The 18,138-nt window shown below is 62.7% G+C and carries 14 protein-coding genes and 1 pseudogene; 10 read left to right on the forward strand and 5 right to left on the reverse strand.

Features of this window, described 5'->3' with window-relative positions:
* The first annotated feature begins 10 nt into the window (after positions 1-10).
* The 5 genes from ASF58_RS09810 to ASF58_RS24865 all read left to right on the forward strand — a co-directional run bounded on the left by ASF58_RS09810 (position 11) and on the right by ASF58_RS24865 (position 7,774).
* On the forward strand, positions 11-1,090 hold the full coding sequence (locus ASF58_RS09810; protein ID WP_055950961.1) for an efflux RND transporter periplasmic adaptor subunit: 1,080 nt from the start codon (positions 11-13) through the stop codon (positions 1,088-1,090).
* On the forward strand, positions 1,080-4,241 hold the full coding sequence (locus ASF58_RS09815) for an efflux RND transporter permease subunit (protein WP_055950963.1): 3,162 nt from the start codon (positions 1,080-1,082) through the stop codon (positions 4,239-4,241). Before ASF58_RS09810 ends, ASF58_RS09815 begins: the two co-directional genes overlap by 11 nt.
* An 857-nt stretch (positions 4,242-5,098) precedes the next feature.
* On the forward strand, positions 5,099-5,467 hold the full coding sequence (locus ASF58_RS25735) for a PilZ domain-containing protein (RefSeq protein WP_156375614.1): 369 nt from the start codon (positions 5,099-5,101) through the stop codon (positions 5,465-5,467).
* 385 nt (positions 5,468-5,852) lie between these two features.
* Entirely contained in the window at positions 5,853-6,323 is a 471-nt protein-coding gene (locus tag ASF58_RS09820; protein WP_055950965.1) for a response regulator, read from the forward strand.
* A gap of 1,100 nt (positions 6,324-7,423) precedes the next feature.
* Positions 7,424-7,774: a 4-fold beta flower protein gene (locus tag ASF58_RS24865; protein ID WP_082512962.1), complete on the forward strand. Its 351-nt coding sequence runs from the start codon at positions 7,424-7,426 to the stop codon at positions 7,772-7,774.
* 660 nt (positions 7,775-8,434) lie between these two features.
* On the opposite strand, the gene ASF58_RS09835 is transcribed toward ASF58_RS24865, so the two are convergent.
* The 3 genes from ASF58_RS09835 to ASF58_RS09850 all read right to left on the reverse strand — a co-directional run bounded on the left by ASF58_RS09835 (position 8,435) and on the right by ASF58_RS09850 (position 9,529).
* A complete protein-coding gene (locus tag ASF58_RS09835) occupies positions 8,435-8,689 on the reverse strand; it encodes a hypothetical protein (protein WP_055950967.1) in 255 nt (84 codons plus the stop codon).
* A gap of 193 nt (positions 8,690-8,882) precedes the next feature.
* Positions 8,883-9,110: a hypothetical protein gene (locus tag ASF58_RS09845; protein ID WP_055950971.1), complete on the reverse strand. Its 228-nt coding sequence runs from the start codon at positions 9,108-9,110 to the stop codon at positions 8,883-8,885.
* A complete protein-coding gene (locus ASF58_RS09850; RefSeq protein WP_055950973.1) occupies positions 9,107-9,529 on the reverse strand; it encodes a DUF5681 domain-containing protein in 423 nt (140 codons plus the stop codon). Before ASF58_RS09850 ends, ASF58_RS09845 begins: the two co-directional genes overlap by 4 nt.
* 803 nt (positions 9,530-10,332) lie before the next feature.
* Between ASF58_RS09850 and ASF58_RS25740 the strand changes: the two genes are divergently transcribed.
* From ASF58_RS25740 to ASF58_RS27045, 5 genes and pseudogenes are all read left to right on the forward strand, one after another.
* Positions 10,333-10,506 carry a hypothetical protein gene (locus tag ASF58_RS25740; protein WP_156375615.1) on the forward strand — a complete coding sequence of 58 codons (174 nt, stop codon included), beginning with the start codon at positions 10,333-10,335 and terminating at the stop codon, positions 10,504-10,506.
* A gap of 423 nt (positions 10,507-10,929) precedes the next feature.
* Positions 10,930-11,157 carry a hypothetical protein gene (locus tag ASF58_RS25745; protein WP_156375616.1) on the forward strand — a complete coding sequence of 76 codons (228 nt, stop codon included), beginning with the start codon at positions 10,930-10,932 and terminating at the stop codon, positions 11,155-11,157.
* Positions 11,158-11,257: 100 nt separating this feature from the next.
* On the forward strand, positions 11,258-12,133 hold the full coding sequence (locus tag ASF58_RS09855) for a uracil-DNA glycosylase family protein (RefSeq protein WP_055950976.1): 876 nt from the start codon (positions 11,258-11,260) through the stop codon (positions 12,131-12,133).
* Between the two features lie 44 nt (positions 12,134-12,177).
* Positions 12,178-13,197, forward strand: a pseudogene (locus ASF58_RS09865) (DUF3578 domain-containing protein).
* 436 nt (positions 13,198-13,633) lie between these two features.
* Positions 13,634-13,861: a hypothetical protein gene (locus ASF58_RS27045; RefSeq protein WP_244477248.1), complete on the forward strand. Its 228-nt coding sequence runs from the start codon at positions 13,634-13,636 to the stop codon at positions 13,859-13,861.
* Positions 13,862-14,035: 174 nt separating this feature from the next.
* Here the strand turns inward: ASF58_RS27045 and ASF58_RS24875 are convergent, their stop codons facing one another.
* On the reverse strand, positions 14,036-14,203 hold the full coding sequence (locus ASF58_RS24875) for a fumarylacetoacetate hydrolase family protein (RefSeq protein WP_244477249.1): 168 nt from the start codon (positions 14,201-14,203) through the stop codon (positions 14,036-14,038).
* Positions 14,204-14,360: 157 nt separating this feature from the next.
* Positions 14,361-17,855, reverse strand: a complete 3,495-nt coding sequence (locus ASF58_RS27450; protein WP_082512967.1) for a calcium-binding protein — start codon at positions 17,853-17,855, stop codon at positions 14,361-14,363.
* Between the last annotated feature and the right edge of the window lie 283 nt (positions 17,856-18,138).

Below are 18,138 nucleotides of genomic sequence, written 5' to 3' on the forward strand. Positions count from 1 at the left end.
GAGACATCCGGTGACGTGGCGATCCCTCCTCCTGGCCGGCGTGCTGGCGGCCGGCCTCGGCGGCCTCGCCGTCTCGCCCCCGGGCGCCCGCCTCCTGGGCGAGCTGCGCGCGCACGTCGAGGCCCTCCAGGCCCGCCCCGGGCCGGCGAAGCCCGCGCACCTGCCGGCGCAGCGCACCGCCGTCGAGGAGGGCCGCACCGTGGTGCGCCTCTCGGCCGCCGAGCGCGCCCGCATCGGCATCACGACCGAGGCCCGGCCCCTGGCCGACCACCGGGAGGAGTTGCAGGCCTATGGCAGCGTCCTGGACCTCGCCCGGGTCACCGACCTGACCAACGCCTATGCCAGTGCCCGGGCCGCCCTCCAGACCGCCCAGGCCCGCGCCGAGGTCTCGCGCAGCGCCCTGCAGCGGGCGAAGTCGCTCGGGCCATACGCCACCACGGTGCAGGTCGAGACCGCCGAGGGCACCGCCCAGACCGACCAGGCCGCCCTGGCGGCGGCGGAATCCCAGGTGCGCACCCTCTCGGCCACGGCCCAGCAGGAATGGGGACCGGTGATCGGCCGGGCCATCGTCGAGCGCTCGGCCGTCGTCACCCGGCTGATCGAGCGCACGAACTTCCTGGTGCAGGTCACCCTGCCGCCGGGGGAGGGCCTGAAGGGCCCGCCGGCGGCGGCCTTCGCCGAGGTGCCGCCCCAGAGCGCCCGGGTCGCCCTGGCCTACGTCTCGCCCGCCACCCGCACGGATCCGCGGATCCAGGGCCTGAGCTTCTTCTACACCGTGCCGGGCGACAGCGGCTTCCTGCCCGGCATGAGCATGCTGGCCTTCCTGGCGGCCGACCGCAGCGTCACCGGCCTCAGCGTGCCCGAGGACGCGGTGGTGCACTGGCAGGGGGCGGCCTGGATCTACCGGGCGGTGGGGGCCGACGCCTTCGCTCGCCACCGGCTGAAGGCCGACCCGCCGATGTCGGCCGACGCCTTCGTGGTGGAGGACCTGCCGGGCGGCACCGAGATCGTGCTCTCGGGGGCGCAGGCGCTCCTCTCCGAGGAGATGAAGAGCCAGCTCCAGGTCTCGGGCGGCGTCGATGACGATTGAGGCGAGGGGGCCCGAAGGGCCGGGCGGTCGCGGCCCGCAGGCGGCCCTGGTCGCCTTCGCGGTCCGCTTCCGCGGCATCGTCCTGGCGCTCAGCCTGGCGCTCGCCGCCTACGGCTTCGTCGTGCTGGCGGACGCCCAGTACGACGTCTTCCCGGAATTCGCGCCCCCCGCCGTGGTGATCCAGACCGAGGCCCCCGGCCTCAACCCGGAGCAGGTCGAGGTGCTGGTGACGCAGCCCGTGGAGGTCGCGGTCAACGGCCTGCCGGGGGTGGTCTCCCTGCGCTCGAGCTCGATCCAGGGCCTGTCGGTGATCACCGTCACCTTCGGGGCGGGCAGTGACATCTACCGGGTGCGCCAGCTCGTCACCGAGCGGCTGACGGCCCTGGCCGGCCGCCTGCCCCAGGGCGTCCTTCCGCCGGCGATGACGGCCCTGACCTCCGCCACCAGCACGGTGCTGCTCGTGGGCCTGACCACGCAGACCCGCTCGGACATGGACCTGCGCACCCTGGCGGACTGGACCGTGCGCCTGCGCCTCCTGGCCGTGCCGGGGATCGCCCAGGTCTCGGTCTATGGCGGCGCGGTGCGCTCGCTGCAGGTGCAGATCCGCCCCAACGACCTCGTGCGCTTCAACATCGGCGTCAACGACGTGCTGGCCGCCGCGCGCAAGGCCACCGGCGTGCGCGGCGCCGGCTTCGTCGACACCGCCAACCAGCGCATCGCCCTCCAGACCGACGGCCAGTCGCTCAGCCCCGAGGCGGTCTCGCGCACGGTGCTGATCAACGAGGGCGGGGCCAGCGTGACCCTGGCGGACGTTGCCACCGTGGTCGCCACCGGCGAGCCGGCGATCGGCGCCGCCCTGGTGGACGGCCGGCCCGGCGTCCTCCTCATGGTCGGCGCCCAGTACGGCGCCAACACCCGCGCGGTCACCGCCCGGGTCGAGGCGGCCCTGGAGGACCTGCGCCCGGCCCTGGAGCGCGAGGGCGTGACCCTGCACGCCGACCTGTTCCGCCCGGCCAACTTCATCGCCATCGCCAACGGCAACGTGCTGCAGGCCCTCGGGCTCGGCGGCATCCTGGTGGTCGTGGTGCTGTTCGTCTTCCTGTACGACTGGCGCACCGCCGTGATCTCGGCGCTCGCCATCCCGCTCTCGCTCATCGCCGCCGTGGTGGCGCTCCAGGCGCTGGGCGAGAGCCTCAACACCATGACGCTGGGGGGGCTCGCCATCGCCATCGGCGAGGTGGTGGACGACGCGGTGATCGGCGTCGAGAACGTGGTCCGGCGCCTGCGCGAGAACCGCCGCCTCGGCGGCCCTCGGCCCGAGGGGAGGGTGGTCCTCGACGCCATCCTGGAGGTGCGCACGGCGGTCGCCTACGCCACCATCGCGGTGCTGCTGGTGTTCCTCCCCGTCCTCGCCCTGTCGGGCATCGCCGGCCGGCTGTTCGGCCCCCTGAGCCTGGCCTACATCCTCGCCGTGGTGGCCTCGCTCGCCGTCGCCCTCACGGTGACCCCTGCCCTGGCGATGTGGCTGCTGACGAACCGGCGCGAGGCCTCGACCCTGGACCCGCCGGTGATGCGCGCCGCGCGCCGCCACTACGCGAGCCTGCTGACCCGGATCGACCGTGCCCCGCGCCTGGTCATGGCCTGCGGCCTCCTCGTCACCCTCCTGGGGGCCGCCGTGGTGCCGTTCTTCGGCTCGACCTTCCTGCCCGACCTCAAGGAGGGCCACCTGATCCTGCACATGGCGGCCGCGCCCGGCACTGCGCTGCAGGAATCCATGCGCCTGGGCACCCGCATCACCGCCGCCCTCAAGGAGATTCCCGGCATCCGGGCGGTCGCCTCGCAGATCGGCCGGGCCGAGGCCGGCCAGGACACCGCCGGCACCCATTACAGCGAGATCCACATCGACCTGGAGCCCGGCCTCGACGGGGCGGGGCAGGGGGCGGCGGAGGCCCGGATCCGGGCGGTGATGGCGGGCTTCCCCGGGGCCGCCTTCTCCCTCAAGACCTTCCTCACCGAGCGCATCGAGGAGACCGTGTCGGGCTTCACCGCGCCGGTGGTGGTCAACGTCTTCGGCACCGACCTCGGCGCCATCGAGACGGCCGCCCGGGACATCGCCCGCGAGCTCGCCGAGGTGCGGGGCGCGGCGGACATCCAGCAGAGCTCCCCCGCGGGCTTGCCCCAGGTCAATGTGGGCCTGCGGCCCAACGACCTGCGCCACTGGGGCCTCTCGGCCATCGAGGTGATGGAGGTGGTGCGCACCGCCTACCAGGGCGACATCGTCGGCCAGACCTATGCGGGCAACGCGGTGTTCAACGTCCTGGTCATCCTCGATTCCGCCACGCGGGGCCGGCTCTCCGCCCTGAGCGACCTGCCCCTGCGCGGCTCCGGCGGCCGGGTGGTGCGCCTCGCGCAAGTCGCGGACATCTACGAGACCTCCGGCCGCTACCAGGTCCAGCACGAGGGCGCGCAGCGGGTGCAGGCGGTCACCGCCAACGTGACCGGCCGCGACATCGCCGGCTTCGTGGCCGATGCCAAGCGCAAGATCGCCCGCGAGGTCGCCCTGCCCCCCGGCACCTATGTGGGCTTCGCCGGCTCGGCCGAGGCGCAGGCCCGGGCCCGGCGCGACCTCCTGGTCTATTCGGGGCTGGCCGGCCTCGGCATCGTGCTGCTGCTGGCCATCGTGACGGGGAGCCTGCGCAACCTCATGCTGGTCCTGGTCAACCTGCCCTTCGCCTTCGTGGGCGGCGTGCTGGCGGTCTTCGCCACCGGCGCCGTGCTGTCGCTGGGCTCGATCGTCGGCTTCGTGACCCTGTTCGGGATCTCCCTGCGCAACACCATCATGATGATCGCCCATTACGAGCACCTCGTGGGGGAGGAGGGGCAGGCCTGGAACCGGGACACCGCGGTGCTCGGGGCCGCCGACCGCATGGTGCCGATCCTGATGACCTCCCTGGTCACCGGCCTCGGCCTCCTGCCCCTCGCCCTCGGGGCCGGCGAGCCCGGCCGCGAGATCGAGGGTCCGATGGCCATCGTGATCCTCGGCGGCCTCGCCACCTCGACGGTGCTCAACCTCCTGATCCTGCCGACCCTGGCCCTGCGCTTCGCGCGCTTCGGCACGCCGCAGGGCAGGGCGCTCGAACCGGTCGCCTGAAACGCCCTCGCCCCGCGCGACCCGGACGGCGCGGTGGCGTCGACCAGGGGGGCCGGATCCCGGCCCGGACGGCGGCCGGATGGCCGTCCCGGATGGCCATGTCATCGCTAATTGGCAGCGGTCAGAGATAATTGGCGGGATTATCCGGGATCATCCGGGATTTCGCGCGCCGCGCCGGCTACTGGCCGACGTCATCACAGCTTCTGCTTGACCCGATCGCTTGGCTTTAGACTGGTTGATTAAAAGGGGCAGACCTGTCGTAAGCCAATCGATCAGGTCAAAATCCTATGATGATCAAAGCAAGCCTGTTGTCAGGTATGAGGTGAGGGTTTTTACGCCGGGAGATTTCCGGTCAGGCTTTTCCGACACCGCCACCAACAGAAAGGTTCGCGAAAATTTTGCGAAGATTGAATGTCAGGAAAACGACCGTATTCCCGGCACTTTGCAGATATGCGTCCGGCGCGCCTTCATGAGAAGCGATTAGTAACGTGTCTCGCCGCCGCGGTGCCGCATCTTCTCAATCGTCTCTATTCCCTGCCGGTAGGCTTTGGTTTCATTCGCCAAAGCACGGTCAGATCGCTCAATTAACTTACCGTTCTTACGGATTTTCCATTGCTAGGTACCCTGGACCCTGGAATGCTGGGTGACTTCCAGACTATACGGATAGGTGCCAAATACCGCCTCTGTCATATTGTCGCTATTCAGTGCAGACCATGTAAGTAAATCAATTATTTAAAATAAATGCGTTTCATTCGCGGTATCGTGAGTAAAGATAAGATTGTTATTTTATCTTTCGCGCAGGTCGTTAACAATGAGGTGCTATACCCGCAGCGATAGACCTGCGGCGGTGGCCCCACATGCTTGCTGATGACACAGATATCGTTTTACGAGCACCGCGTGCCGACACCAATTGGATCGCGATTATTCGGACGCTGGACGGGGTTGAAATACCCTGCACTGTGAAAGACGTTTCAAAAACCGGTGCTAGGATCGGCGTGCCTGCCTCTTGCCCCCTGCCAGACACTTTCATGCTAAAAATTGTAGGGAAGGATATTATCTGCCGCGTTTCTCTTGCATGGCGCAAAGGCAACTTTGTCGGCGTTCATATCAACCAGTTCGGTAAGATCACGCCTAAAATTGGGAATACTGACGAAGCGAAGGCTCAAATTCCAGACGGGTCTTACAAGGCGATAGGGGTACGCCGCAGCCGCATGTCCTCCTTCTAGCCTTCGTAGATGACCGGCTTGGCCCCGTAAACGGAAGCTATAGAACTGCGTGTCGCCGTAGAGGAGCCAGCAGCCATAAGGGCCGCCACCGCGTCCGAGAGTAAGTCTGGCAGAACCTCACTGAACGGGACCGGGTAAGCGGCATCAAGCGCTCGGGTCGCGCCCACGAGGGCAGCGCGCACTGCGGCTGATCTTCTAGGCCGGGCTGGGCTGGTGACTGGCATAATGATCCTGCTGGGGCACAGTATGCCAAGCCGATGGTGAATAACCTACGAAGGTTGAGCCATCCAAGGAGCCTCATGATAGGCGAACGGATGTTAAAGCTCCTGGCGGTACAGCTTCTCGTCGCAAGCAGCGAAAATGTGCGTCGACGAGGTCCTCCCTAATGATTGGCGCCCCAAGCTTTCCGGATCTCTCAGCCCTCGTCGTTGATGAGAGCCTCTACATCCGCCGGATCGTTCGCGACATGCTGCAGCGCTCCGGTATTCGACGGATACAGGAGGCGACTGACGGGGCAGAAGCGCTTGGCTGTATCGCTGAGGCTCGGCCAGATTTGGTGATCCTAGATTGGGATCTCGCCATCCTGTCAGGCGAAGAGGTCATTCGCTTGGTACGAAACCCAGAGACCTCTCCAGCTCCGACCGTGCCCCTAATCCTCATGATGGCTCAGCCACAGAAGGGCAGAGTTGAGCGCGCTGTCCGTTTGGGCGTCAACGAGGTCATCGCCAAGCCCTTCTCGCCCAAGACGCTGTGGTCACGGCTCGACGAGGTGATCAATCGGCCCAGGCCCTATGAGACCGTCAAGAGCATGCTGCGCCCGATGGCTAGGCGACCAACGACTGTCGCAGCTTTCTAAGGGCGTTTTGGTCTTCTTCCTGTTGCGGACTGAGCAACTAGCCCTTGGTGTCTCAACCTTCGGCACTCACTCCCTCTGGGCTGGGTACATCACGACCGCGGCCGAGCGTGGCGCGGATCTCGCGCGCATCATGGATCAGTCAGGGCATCGCGATCCGAAGACGGTGGTCGGGTACATCCGGCGCGCCAACGCGTTCAAAGACCATTCGGGAAGTGGCTTCTTGTAGGAAGGCTGCTGTCTGCAGATAGCTCGCCGAATGTCCGGTTGCGGACCGAAACGTCCCAGCTCTACGCCCGGTTGTCTTTCAGGGGAGGAGGCTGGGAGATTGAGTTGGCGCGGTACTTCTTCGATATCCACGACGGCAATGCGTTCTTCCGAGACCCGGAGGGCACTGAGTGCTCGGGCAAGGAAGACGTCCGCATTGAAGCTATGAGGTCACTGCCTGAAATTGCGCGACAGTTCATTCCAAGCCGATCAGCCGACGCACAGGCCTTCACAGTGCTCGTGCGTGATGAAACGGGCACCATGATCTACACGGCAACGCTGACGTTCGCTGGCCTTTGGATGAATGAAGCAAATTCTACCGACCCATCTACGTCTTAGATCTCCGGTGAACGCCTTCAAGGATCACTCCGGGAGCAGTTTTTTCTAAGCTCCTGGTTTGCCGGAAACTGTCTTGGGCTTAGGCTTCGTCGCAGCCCACGCTCTGAACCCGCGAGATAAGTACAAGATTATCGAGCCGAAATTAGGATACGTGGTATGAGGCTGCTCATTCTACGTTGAAGGTCTGCCCACCATGGATGTCGTTCTCACTCCTGATGGATCTACGGGCAGAGCGTGGACCCTGAAAGACCGCCTTGGGCGGAGCCTTGGCAACATCACCAAGCCCCAAAATGCCGACGAATTCGAGATCCAGCCCGATGCGTTCGGCCTACTCAGAAGAGTGAAACGACGACACCCGTCCCTTGATGAGGCCATGTCCGCCATCGCAAGCGTCACGAATGGGGCCTGCACGCTTGATAGTCGGGATTGGGATTAGGGTTGTACATCTTGGCCATCCGCCCGGCACCTAACGCAAAGACCAAGGGACCGCACCGACCATGATCGAGTTCTTCGACCAAGCCGGGCGAGAGGCCGCCTTCTGTCACGATGGGCACTCCCTCTACCTCTGGAACGGCAAACCTGCAGCCTTCATCCACGACGATAAGGTTTACGCCTACAGCGGTCGTTTCATCGGCTGGGCGGATAGGGGCTGGATCTCTGATGAAAGTGGGAAGTGTCTCTTATTCGAGCGCGATGCCGTTGGCGGTCCCAAAAAACCAACTCGTCTGACGAAGACCACACCGGGACCAAGAGGTACGAAGCCGCCGCGCGGCGAGCTACTTCCTGCGCCGCTGGGACAGGCCAACCTTAAAAATTGGTCGGATTATGCGTTCGCAGACCTGATCTGAGGGGCCAGGTCGCGGTTCCTTTAGGGCGTGCGAAAACGGACGCCATCTGATGGGAGCTGTACGCACGCGAGGGGCCGCTTCCATCTATCCCCGGGGAAGGCTCGCCTGCTGAGCGATGACGGCGTGAGCAAAGTTCTTGAGCGGCTGCAAGGGTATGCGCTTCAATGTTGGTACGGGTCCGACGCCTCTGCGCGCGGTCGTCTCGACGCGGTGGAGGGGCGGGGGCCTATAACTCCTCTTATCGGCCCCCAGGGTTGGGGCGCTATGGCCTAAACGCGCCGTCTCGGCGGCTGACCTGAACGCTGATCCGATCGCCCTTCGCACCGCATCCGGTGCAGAGCAGATGTAAGGCGATGTCGGGTAGGGGGTAGGCCGCAGGCCAGCGGGTATGATCGATGTCCGAACAGTGCACGCACGTCTCGCAACACGCCTGCACCTTGTAGCAGTCCAAGACGCTGCCTACCGTGGCCGGCGGCTGCTCACGGCCCTCGCGGTCGTAGTAGCGGCGCGGGTTGCGCCGGCCCCATCGCATCGCCCTCTCTCACGCCCCTGCGCAGCCCGCAGATCAAGCGAAAATGTTCGCCTTTCGTTCCGAACAGATAGGCAAGCGGGAGCACTACGCGCGCATGTGTGCGAGGGGCCGCTCCCGTCTCCGGGTTTTCAGTGTGCCGCTTCCCCTTCTGGAGTGTAGCGGGCGATCCATTCCTCGACGGATAGGGGCGGCTGCATCAGCCATAGGACCTCGCCTTTCACGGTTGCCCGGCCACCCGCGACCCACTGGCGCCAATTGGTCAGGGCGTCCCGGGCGGCAGCGTTCCCCACGGGGTAGTTTGCGATGATCCTAACCGGGGCACCGACATGCTGCTTGGCCTCGATGCGCTCGACGCGCTTAAGCAGACCGGCGATGTTCGTCATAGGCGGCGATCCTGAAATCCGGGGGACGTGATGACGAGGAGGGGCCAGCCCTCCCGGTGAGCGCCCGTCGCAATCTGTTGGGCGATTTGATCCGCGGCGCTCTCATGGCTCGATGCCATTATGCAGGTCGCGACCTGGGGCAGGGCGGGGCGGTACCAGGCCTCCAGGCGGCGCAGGCGCGTCTCAAGAGTGCTCATTGTGCGGTCCGGGGCTGCGGCTGAGGTGCGGGGCCTACGATCCGCCAATGCACGATGTTCTGGCCAGGCCTGTAGGTGCCGGCGGCTTCCATCTCCGCGAGCTTGCCGGGCAATTCGTCGTCGCTGTCGGTGATGACCCAGACCCACGGCTCGGCGGGTAAGCTGGTGGTGGCCAAGCTCTCGATCTTGCGCAGGCGGGCGTTGAGGGATGCAGGGTTCGTCATCGGGCGGTTTGCTCCTCGATCCGTAACAGGCGCTGGTGGAGGTCGACGGCCTCGATCGCGCGTACGTGGGCGTCGACCGTCTTGCCGATGTCGGCGGCTTCGGACGGGGTCAGCTCTCCAGCCGCCACGGCCTGCAGCATGGCATTGGTCTCTCGCGTGAGGTCGGCCGTCGTCTCGATTGGGGGGAGCTCGAACGTAACAGGCCGGTCTTTTAGCGGGGGGACAAGGCGGTCCAGGCACATGCGCAAGGCCTGCGTGTCGCCTTCCTTCGCGAGTTCGATGACCTTGCGCGTGATCGCCTCGGCCTCGCCGTCGAGGATGGCGTCGAGAGCCTGCATCGCCTTGCTGCGGGCGCCTTTCGGCCTGCCGGCGGGGTTGCCGCTCTGTCCAGGCTGAAAGCCGGGTTTCTTGTCCGTCATCGTCCGGCCCTATGCCTCGCCCGCATCGCATGGTTCATTGTTTTGAACAGTGTCTAAACAATGCGCCAAGAGCGAAGAAGCTTCAAGCCATCAACGACTTGAGACCCTCGCAAGAGCGGTCGGGCTCTCATCCCAGCATTTCCGCGTGGGCACGGGTACACCGCCTAGCCTCTTTGCCGTCTTCTCACGCTCACACGCTACGATGCGGCCATTACGAGCCATACGCTTTGCCCGATCGCCGTCGGCAGGAGTAGGCGTGACGCGGGTCGTGTGGGCAGCCATAGGCAGGTCGCATGTGGCGGCGCTGATCAGACGGAAGTCGCATGCGTACACTCCCGAGGGAGAAAACGCTCTGATCGTGGTTGCAATGGCAGCAGATATCGAAGCCGCTGCAGCGACCAAAACGATGGCGTTCAGGATGAGCTTTCCTAGGTTGGTCACCCGTTTCAATTCAGGAGAGAATATAACTGCCGCGAGATACAGCCGATATGCGCCTTGGGATATCTCATACGCTATCTTCAAGACAATAAACCGTTATTGTTTTATTTCGTGGAAGCGCTGGCTTCAGTCTGGTCTGCGAGCATTAAGCCCCTGGCACTCTCCGCGAAGGCAGCTAGGGCCTCTGCCGCGACCTTCTTGCGGAAAGTGCCAGCATCCTTCCCGGTCTCGATGGTCAGGCGGTGATTAGTGGGGTGCCGAACGGCACGGCGCCCGGGCCGTGACGTACCCACATCAGGATCAGACAAGATTTTACGGCCAGCCGCCTTTCGACGGAGACCGAGCAGACCTGACTGGATCATGCCATGAGCATCCGTATTTCTTTCGTCACCGCTGCTTTCGCTTTGAGCCTTGGCGCGATTGCTTCGCCCGCTTCGGCTCAGAGCTATACGGCGCCGGCTGGTATCTCCGCCGCCGCTGTGCCGGGTGGCTTCCAGAACACTCGCTCCTATGACGACATCACCACCGGCTCGATCTGAAAGGCTGATGGCGGTCAGCTCTCGGTTCGGTTGCCCGAGCTGCGCACGGATGATGGCTACACGCCGGGTGCAGCTCGGCATTACGGCCCGCGCGGTGAGCCGTTGGCCTACTGAGGGTTTCACCGATCTGATGTGTGAGCGGCGGGGCGAAAGCCTCGCCGTTTTCGTGTCTGGTGTGGCCCCCCTCGGGAAATGCATCGCGCAGGTGAGCAAGGGCTTATCAGTAGCATCCAAAGGCGTCATCCGCAGCTGAAAGTTCCTACCTACGGAATCTGCTTTATGTTGTAATCTCCGACTGCGTTCATTCAATCCCATATCTGGGTAGATAGGTGGTTCCTTCTCATCGAAAACTGTGAAACGCTCTCCGCGAGAACCTCGTGATTTGGAACACATTTATTAATCGGCGAAACATGGAGGATCAGCATGAACAGCGCAGATCGGGCATGGGAATTAGATCGCCAGATTGAAAAGAGCGAAGGAGAAGTTTCACAACTTATCAATACTATAATGGATGCAATTGAGGTTTCCTGCGATGTGATGCGGGAAGAGCGAAGGTTTCTTGAGCTAAGCGCGAGGCTGTTTGAGCTTCGCCTTCAGCGCGCGTGTCTTCCCGACGCACCGGCATCGATCCCGCTGCTGAGATATGCCTGACGGCCCAAAGTCATTGGCGCCATCCCGGCAGGCCAGCCCATGCCTTGTCGATGATGCTTTCCCTGCGCTCAGCGCGGTCAGGAGCGGCATTCCTGACAAATTGCAGGGCAGCCTCCATCGCTTCCCTTCCGCCGGCTCCACCAGCCTCTTCGCCGTTGCGGCGAATGGCTGCCTGGTAGGCCTTTACGGCCGGTCCAGCGGGTGGCTGGCCCTCAACGACGATGACGAGGGCAAGGAGCGACCGGCCGATGACGTCGGCTGTTTCCTGCGCGGTGGGGTCTACCGAAGCTGCCTGCGGTTGAGCTGGCTCGGCAAGGTGTCCGGTCGTTCGTGGACTGTCGTCATCGTTGGGCTCACGCCCGGCCGGCAGCAGATGGGGAACGCGCTCATCCCCGCCCGACGGAGCCTTCTGAACGGCCGTACCGAGGCCGAAGCCGCGGAGGACGCTAAGGTCTTTGCAAGCTTCTCCGGTCCAATGCGCTCGAACTTGGTGGCCATGCTGGACAGCATCGGCCTGAGCCGATCCCTCGGGATTGCAACGGCAGGATCGCTCTGGGCGAGCGATGCGCATCGCGTCCACTTCACTTCGATCCTGCGCTATCCCGTCTTCATGAACGGCGCCAACTACACCGGTGCACCTTCGCCAACCGCGACGCCGCTGCTGCGCACCCATCTGATGAAGTGGTTCGCTGAGGAGATGAGGGCGCTGCCGAACGCCGTGTTCGTCCCTCTCGGGCCTGTCGCCAGTGAGGCGGTCGAGATAGTGGCCGCACAGGGTAGGCTCGATCGTCGGCAGGTCCTGGCCGGCCTTCCTCACCCAAGCGGTGCCAATGCCGAGCGCGTTGCCTTCTTTCTCGGACGTAAGCGCCGCGAGGAGTTGTCGAGCAAGGTCAATCCGGAGAAGCTCCTCGCAGCGCGGGCAGCGTTGGCGGACAAGGTTCTGGCACTGCGCAGCCTCCAAGGGGACACGCCATGAGAGGGTCCCCTTGATGGGCACGGTTTTTTTCCAGCGACCCCGGGGTGTGTTCCGGGGACCCGCTCCGATTTCCGCGAGGCCCAAAAGGCCCCTTTTCACTTGCCCGAAGGTGTCCTTTGACGCTCGCTCACGCCCTGACCCGCATCATCGATGAATATCCTCTGGCGAAGGGAGAAGCCTTCTCCGGCCACGCGCTGGCAGCGGTCATCCGGAACGCAGCGCGCAGCGAGGTAACCGACGCTCTCGGCTCGGAGAACAATGACCTGCTTGTGAAAGGCAGTGCCGGCCAATCCGGGTGGGCTGAGGTCCCGTGGATCGCAGTCTTCGACCCACTCATCACCCGCACCGCCATGCAGGGCTACTAAGTCGTCTACCTCTTCCATGCGCAGCAGCCGATCGTGCACCTGTCCCTCAACCAAGCCACCACGGAAGTGCAACGGGAATTCAAGAGAGACACGAATCAGATCCTTGCTGAACGAGCCGTTTTCGTCCGGCGGCGCCTGGCTGATTATGCCCCGCGCCTTCCTGTTCAAGCCATTGATCTTGGTTCAGACAGACCCCTACCGAGCGGTTATGCGGCGGGACACGCCATGGGCGTGACCTACCACTTCGGTGCCATGCCGAACGAGGGCACTCTCCACCGTGACCTGCAGACGATCGTGGCGGCCTACCGGGCTCTGACCTTCCGAGGAGGTCTGAATACGTCCACGAGCACGACCGCTGACGAAGGCACAACAGACCTTCTTGAAGAACGGCGATACCGCATGCACCGGCGGATCGAGCGCAATCCCCACGCTGCGAAGCTCGCTAAGAAGCATCATGGCGTTCGCTGCCAAGCATGCGACCTCGTCATGGCGGAGCGCTACGGAACAGCGGGGGAGGATTTCATTGAGGCTCACCACCTCCGGCCTCTCGCCAGCCTACGCGAGGGCGAGGCGGTGAAGTACGACGTCGCCATTGACTTCGCGGTGCTCTGCCCGAACTGCCACCGCATGATCCACCGCATGAATGACCCATCAGATCTGAAGAGCTTGCGGGAGGTCCTTCATACCTCCGCGTCGTAATCCACGGCTTGGGAAGGCTCGCTCTCCTTCTGAGAGGCCTAACGCTTCCGGATTCCGCCCAGACCACAAGCCCGGCGCGCGTATGGCCGCCGGCGGCAAGGCCTACTGATCAAGATTTAGTGGATCGAGAAAACGGTCGTTTACCTGACGGTGAAACTCGTCGGCAAAGACTGCCTGTAATTCAAACATCGGAATCTTGAACGCGCGACCGTCGAGCCAATGCGGATCCGCTCGCGTAGGTGCGTTTATGGAGTGGGCTTTGTGTTGAACTCTGCCTATTCGCACCACCAATCCCGTAAGGCGGCATAGCGCTCTGCGTCATTGACATCATCGATATGAATTATCGACGCCATTTGTTTGAATGATGATGCGTCGTCGAACATATCCCTCTCACGAACCAGGGCGGAGGCCCTGAAACGCTAAAGGGATCAACATCATGACCACCCGCTCTCTTGCTCTCGCTGTTCTGGCACTTGCCACTCTGACCGGCACTGTGATGGCGGACGATCGCATCAACCTCACTCCGCCCCTCTACCGTGAGCAGGCCCGATCCACGGCAGCTGTGCGTCCGGCTTCTGAGTTGAACACCACGCCGTCCCTAACTGCACGTACCCTCCAGGTCCGGCGCGTCGTCGCTGACGCTGATGCGAACTCGTCTCGCTAAGTGGCTCTCCTGCCACTGCAAGGTTCAGGTCTCAGCATGGCCCCGGCCCAGCGCCGGGGCTTATCTTTGTACTTTCGGATTCCTGCCCTTCCAGCGGTGGTTGAGCATTATGGAGTGGGCATTAAATCGGCGCCTCCAGGAAGTGATCCAGTGCCAAGGCAGCTTGAAGCGTCTTCAGGTCAGGCTGAAGCGCAGCTCGCCCAAGCCTTCGACGCTACAGGCGATCTGATCGCCCGGCTTAAGCCATTTGCGGTCGGCACGTGGGATCTTCTCGCCGAAGATTACGCCCTGCGGTGTGCCGGTGTAGAAGATATCTCCAGCCTTGATCGACAGTTTGGGCAAGCGCGATACATACCTCAGAGCGGATCGTAAAACGGTTAGATTCCTGATAGCTAGAAATTAGGAAAGCTGGCTGGCTGGACTGCTGTTCTACAGAAAAGAAGAAGCCCGCAGCGCCTTGTGACGCCGCGGGCTTGTTGGCCTTCAGTCCAATTCTTTCTCAGGCGAACAGCAGGGCGTCGTTGTGGCCGGCACCCATGCCGAGGTCGAGGTTGGTCACGCCGACGAGCTGGAACGTCTCGCTCTGTCCGCCGTGATCGGCATCGGCCTTGATCGTGTAGAGGTCCGTGCCCGCTGTATGGCTCAGCGTGGCGCCCGTGCCGAAGCCGTAGAACTCCAGGTGATCGCCTGACGTGGCACCCGCGCCGGTGAAGTCCATGACCTTGTCGCCGCTGGTCTCGCCTTTGCGGAACACGAAAGTGTCGTTACCGCCCCCGCCCGTGAGCACATCCCGGCCGCCGCTGCCGTCGAGCATGTTGGCACTGCTGTTGCCGATCAGGATGTTCGACTGGAAGTTGCCCGTCCCGTCGATGGCGCTCGTGCCCGTCAGCGTCAGGTTCTCCAAGTTGCCTTGCAGCTTGAACGTCGCGGAGGCCAGCACCGTGTCCGTGCCCTCGCCAGCCAGCTCGGTCACCCGCTCGGTAGAGAGATCGACGATGTAGGTGTCGTTGCCGGTGCCACCGGAGAAGGTGTCGTTTCCGGTTCCGCCATCCAGGCGGTCGTTGCCCGCCCCGCCGACGAGTACGTCGTTGCCGGCATCGCCGTTGAGCGTGTCGTTGCCGGCCCCGCCGGAGAGGGTGTCGTTGCCGACGCCACCGGAGAGGTGGTTGTCAGCCCCGTTGCCGGTCAGCACGTTGGCGAGGGAGTTGCCGGTACCATCGATGCCGGCGCTGCCGGTCAGGGTCAGGTTCTCGACGCCGCTGCTCAGCGTGTACGAGACCGCAGCCTCGACTGTGTCGGTGCCTTGGTTTGTGTACTCCACCACCAGGTCCCTGGCATTGTCGACGACGTAGGTGTCGTCGCCGGAGCCGCCGACCAGCGTGTCGGCGCCCAAGCCGCCGTCGAGGTGGTCGTTGCCGGCCCCGCCGTAGAGCCGGTTGGCGCCTGCGTTGCCGGTGAGGCGGTTGTCGAGGTCGTTGCCAACGCCTTTCAGATCGGCGCCGCCGGTCAGGGTCAGGTTCTCGAGGTTGGCCCCGAGCTCGTAGGCGATGGCGGACAGCACGGTGTCGCTACCCTCGTTGGCAGCCTCGACCACGACATCGCCGCGCGTGGCAACCACGTAGGTGTCGTCGCCGGTGCCACCCGTCATGGTGTCGTTGCCGACCCCACCGTCGAGGATGTCGTTGCCGCCGAAACCGAACAGTTGATCGTCGCCGTAGCCGCCCGACAGGGTGTTGGCAGACGCGTTGCCGGTGAGGATGTTGGCGACGTTGTTGCCGGTGCCGTCGATGGCGTCCGTGCCAGTGAGCGTCAGGTGCTCGACATTGGTGGTGAGCGCGTAGGAGATCGAAGACAGGACGGTGTCGCTGCCCTGGTTGGTGTACTCGATGACGAGGTCGCCGGCGCTGTCGACCACGAAGGTGTCGTTGCCTGACCCGCCGTACATTCGGTCGTCGCCGGCGCCACCGTCGAGGACGTTGTTACCGCTGTTGCCGGCCAGCACATTGGCAAGATCATTGCCTGTAGCCTTCAAATCCCCCGTGCCGGTGAGCGTGAGGTTCTCTACGTTCGCGCTGAGGGCATATGATACTGAGGCGTAGACGAGATCGGTGCCGGAGATATAGTAGCTTTCTCCGTCTTCGGAGACGTAGTTAGCCTCCTCCACCACTTTGTCGTCGACGTTGTCGACATAGTACGTGTCGTCGCGTCCCCCACCGATCATCGTGTCGGCTCCGGCGCCGCCGTCGAGGATGTTAGCGCCGTCGTTACCGATCAGCGTGTTGGCGAATTCGTTACCTGTCAGGTTGAGGCTTTGCCTGTCGGTGGCGGCGTCGAGACGAAGGACTTCGACTTCCTGGCCAGCGGCGAGCGCATAGCTTACGGACGACGCAACGACGTCGGTTCCACTGCTTTCTAGCTCAAAGACGAGATCGTCGGATTGATCGACGACATAGGTGTCGTCGCCACCACCACCGTACATCATGTCCGCGCCCTGATGGCCGTCGATGATGTCGTTGCCGTTGAAGCCGCGGATCGTGTTGTTCAGGGCGTTTCCCGTGAGTATGTCGTCGTTATTGTAGCTGCCTTCGAGGTTCTCGATGTTCAGGAGGCGATCCTTGCCGACGCCAGTCTCCTGCCAATCGTTCAGATCGAGGGAGACGTGCACGCTGACGTTCGCCGACTGATAGCTCGCCGTGTCGACGCCGTCGCCACCATCCAGGCGGTCGTTGCCGGCCCCGCCGTCGAGCAAATCGTTGCCGGTGCCGCCGATCATGATGTCGTCGCCGCCGCCACCGTACAGGCGATCGTTGCCGTCGCCGACGGTCCCATAGATCAACGGATTGCCTCCGCCGCCTCTGAGCGTGTCGTTCCCCTCACCGCCGACGATAACATCGTTGCCTTTCAGACCTTCCAGCGTGTGAGGTGCGGTGAAGCCCGGCCACTGCTCGAACGTATCGGGGATAAAGTGATCGGCTGAGATGCTGCTGTCGACCGTTCCATCGACATCCCTCACATACTGACCGCTTGTGACCTGCTTCAGCAAGCTGGCCGCTTTTTCAATTTTTTGGTACCCTGTCGTCATTTCTAGGTAAATATCGTAATATTTATCTTTATCAGCGTTATAAATTTTTTCAGCTGGTGTATTTGCTATAAGCTTTTCAATAATTCCAATATCCAAAACTTTATCATAGTGTTGAATATCGGTTCCGGTAGGGTTCGGGGACAGGGCGGTCAGCAAAGTTTTGTATGCAGCAGAATTATTATCCCCGCCAAATTCAAGAGAACTTGCCTGGTAAGGCGTTTCGTCTCCCACATGGTATTTGATGATAAATTTCGTTCCAGTTCTACCGGCATTAACTATATCTACCGACAACTGCACATTTTCAAAACTTTGCGTAGTATAGGCGCTAGATGCCCGCTGGAGAGCGTTGAGTGCTTGATCCAGTTGGGCTTTATATTCACCTGACGTTGCCCCGTCGCCAATTTCGTGAATAACATTGATCCGATTGGTGAGGGCAATCAGAAGGGCTGATGTGGCAATACCAGGATCGGAGTCCGGGGCTCTGGCATAGGCGGCCGCCGTGATCAGTGCTTTGCCCGAAAACGTCTCAGCATTGGCCAACTGCGTAATGCTGCCCGTTCGCATGTACAGATCAAGCTGGTCCTTGCCAAAAAAGGCGTCCGACTGAATGTCGAGCAGAATCCTATTATGGAAGGTGTCGTCTAGCTTATCAATATTTTTAAGGACCCTATTGCCCTGATCAATAAGCTGATCCAGCTTTCCATTCATTTCATTCAACAAGTCTAGGCTTGGGTCCTTTTCGGATCCGCCGAAGACGGCAGTTAATTCATCCGGAATATCGACGCCAGGAATCAGGCCGATCAGATTAAGGGCGGTACCCGTAAGCTGCACGACACCATTGAAATAGTCGAGATTTTTTAGTTTCGAAGCCATTGCAGCCCCCCATTCAAAAGCTTGAAAGGGGTAAGTCATTTTCTAACCCATCGCATAGGGTAGATGCTACGTGGATGATCGAAACCTTTGACGCTCCGTCTCATCGCATCATTCGTTACCCTTGTGCCGGATGTTCGGCTGCTTAGCGATAAACAGAGGGACGATCCAACGTTTGATCTAAAATGCTGCCGCAGTCTTTGATATTGCGCCTTAGAGCCCGTCCGATAAGGGGCTGAGGCAGGGTTGAGTGGCCGGGATGGCAGTGATTCCAAGAGGGGGCTGAAACCTGACCTGGATCTGCCATGTGGACCCCGACCACCCG

It is taken from the genome of Methylobacterium sp. Leaf125, assembly GCF_001423085.1.
Lineage (GTDB): Bacteria > Pseudomonadota > Alphaproteobacteria > Rhizobiales > Beijerinckiaceae > Methylobacterium.

Bases quoted from the DNA above. Each gene is read 5' to 3' on its own strand.
- ASF58_RS09815 (WP_055950963.1), top strand. From the start codon at position 1,080: ATGACGATTGAGGCGAGGGGGCCCGAAGGGCCGGGCGGTCGCGGCCCG.
- ASF58_RS25735 (WP_156375614.1), top strand. From the start codon at position 5,099: ATGCTTGCTGATGACACAGATATCGTTTTACGAGCACCGCGTGCCGAC.
- ASF58_RS09820 (WP_055950965.1), top strand. From the start codon at position 5,853: ATGATTGGCGCCCCAAGCTTTCCGGATCTCTCAGCCCTCGTCGTTGAT.
- ASF58_RS24865 (WP_082512962.1), top strand. From the start codon at position 7,424: ATGATCGAGTTCTTCGACCAAGCCGGGCGAGAGGCCGCCTTCTGTCAC.
- ASF58_RS09835 (WP_055950967.1), bottom strand. From the start codon at position 8,689: ATGACGAACATCGCCGGTCTGCTTAAGCGCGTCGAGCGCATCGAGGCC.
- ASF58_RS09845 (WP_055950971.1), bottom strand. From the start codon at position 9,110: ATGACGAACCCTGCATCCCTCAACGCCCGCCTGCGCAAGATCGAGAGC.
- ASF58_RS09850 (WP_055950973.1), bottom strand. From the start codon at position 9,529: ATGACGGACAAGAAACCCGGCTTTCAGCCTGGACAGAGCGGCAACCCC.
- ASF58_RS25740 (WP_156375615.1), top strand. From the start codon at position 10,333: ATGAGCATCCGTATTTCTTTCGTCACCGCTGCTTTCGCTTTGAGCCTT.
- ASF58_RS25745 (WP_156375616.1), top strand. From the start codon at position 10,930: ATGAACAGCGCAGATCGGGCATGGGAATTAGATCGCCAGATTGAAAAG.
- ASF58_RS27045 (WP_244477248.1), top strand. From the start codon at position 13,634: ATGACCACCCGCTCTCTTGCTCTCGCTGTTCTGGCACTTGCCACTCTG.
- ASF58_RS27450 (WP_082512967.1), bottom strand. From the start codon at position 17,855: ATGACTTACCCCTTTCAAGCTTTTGAATGGGGGGCTGCAATGGCTTCG.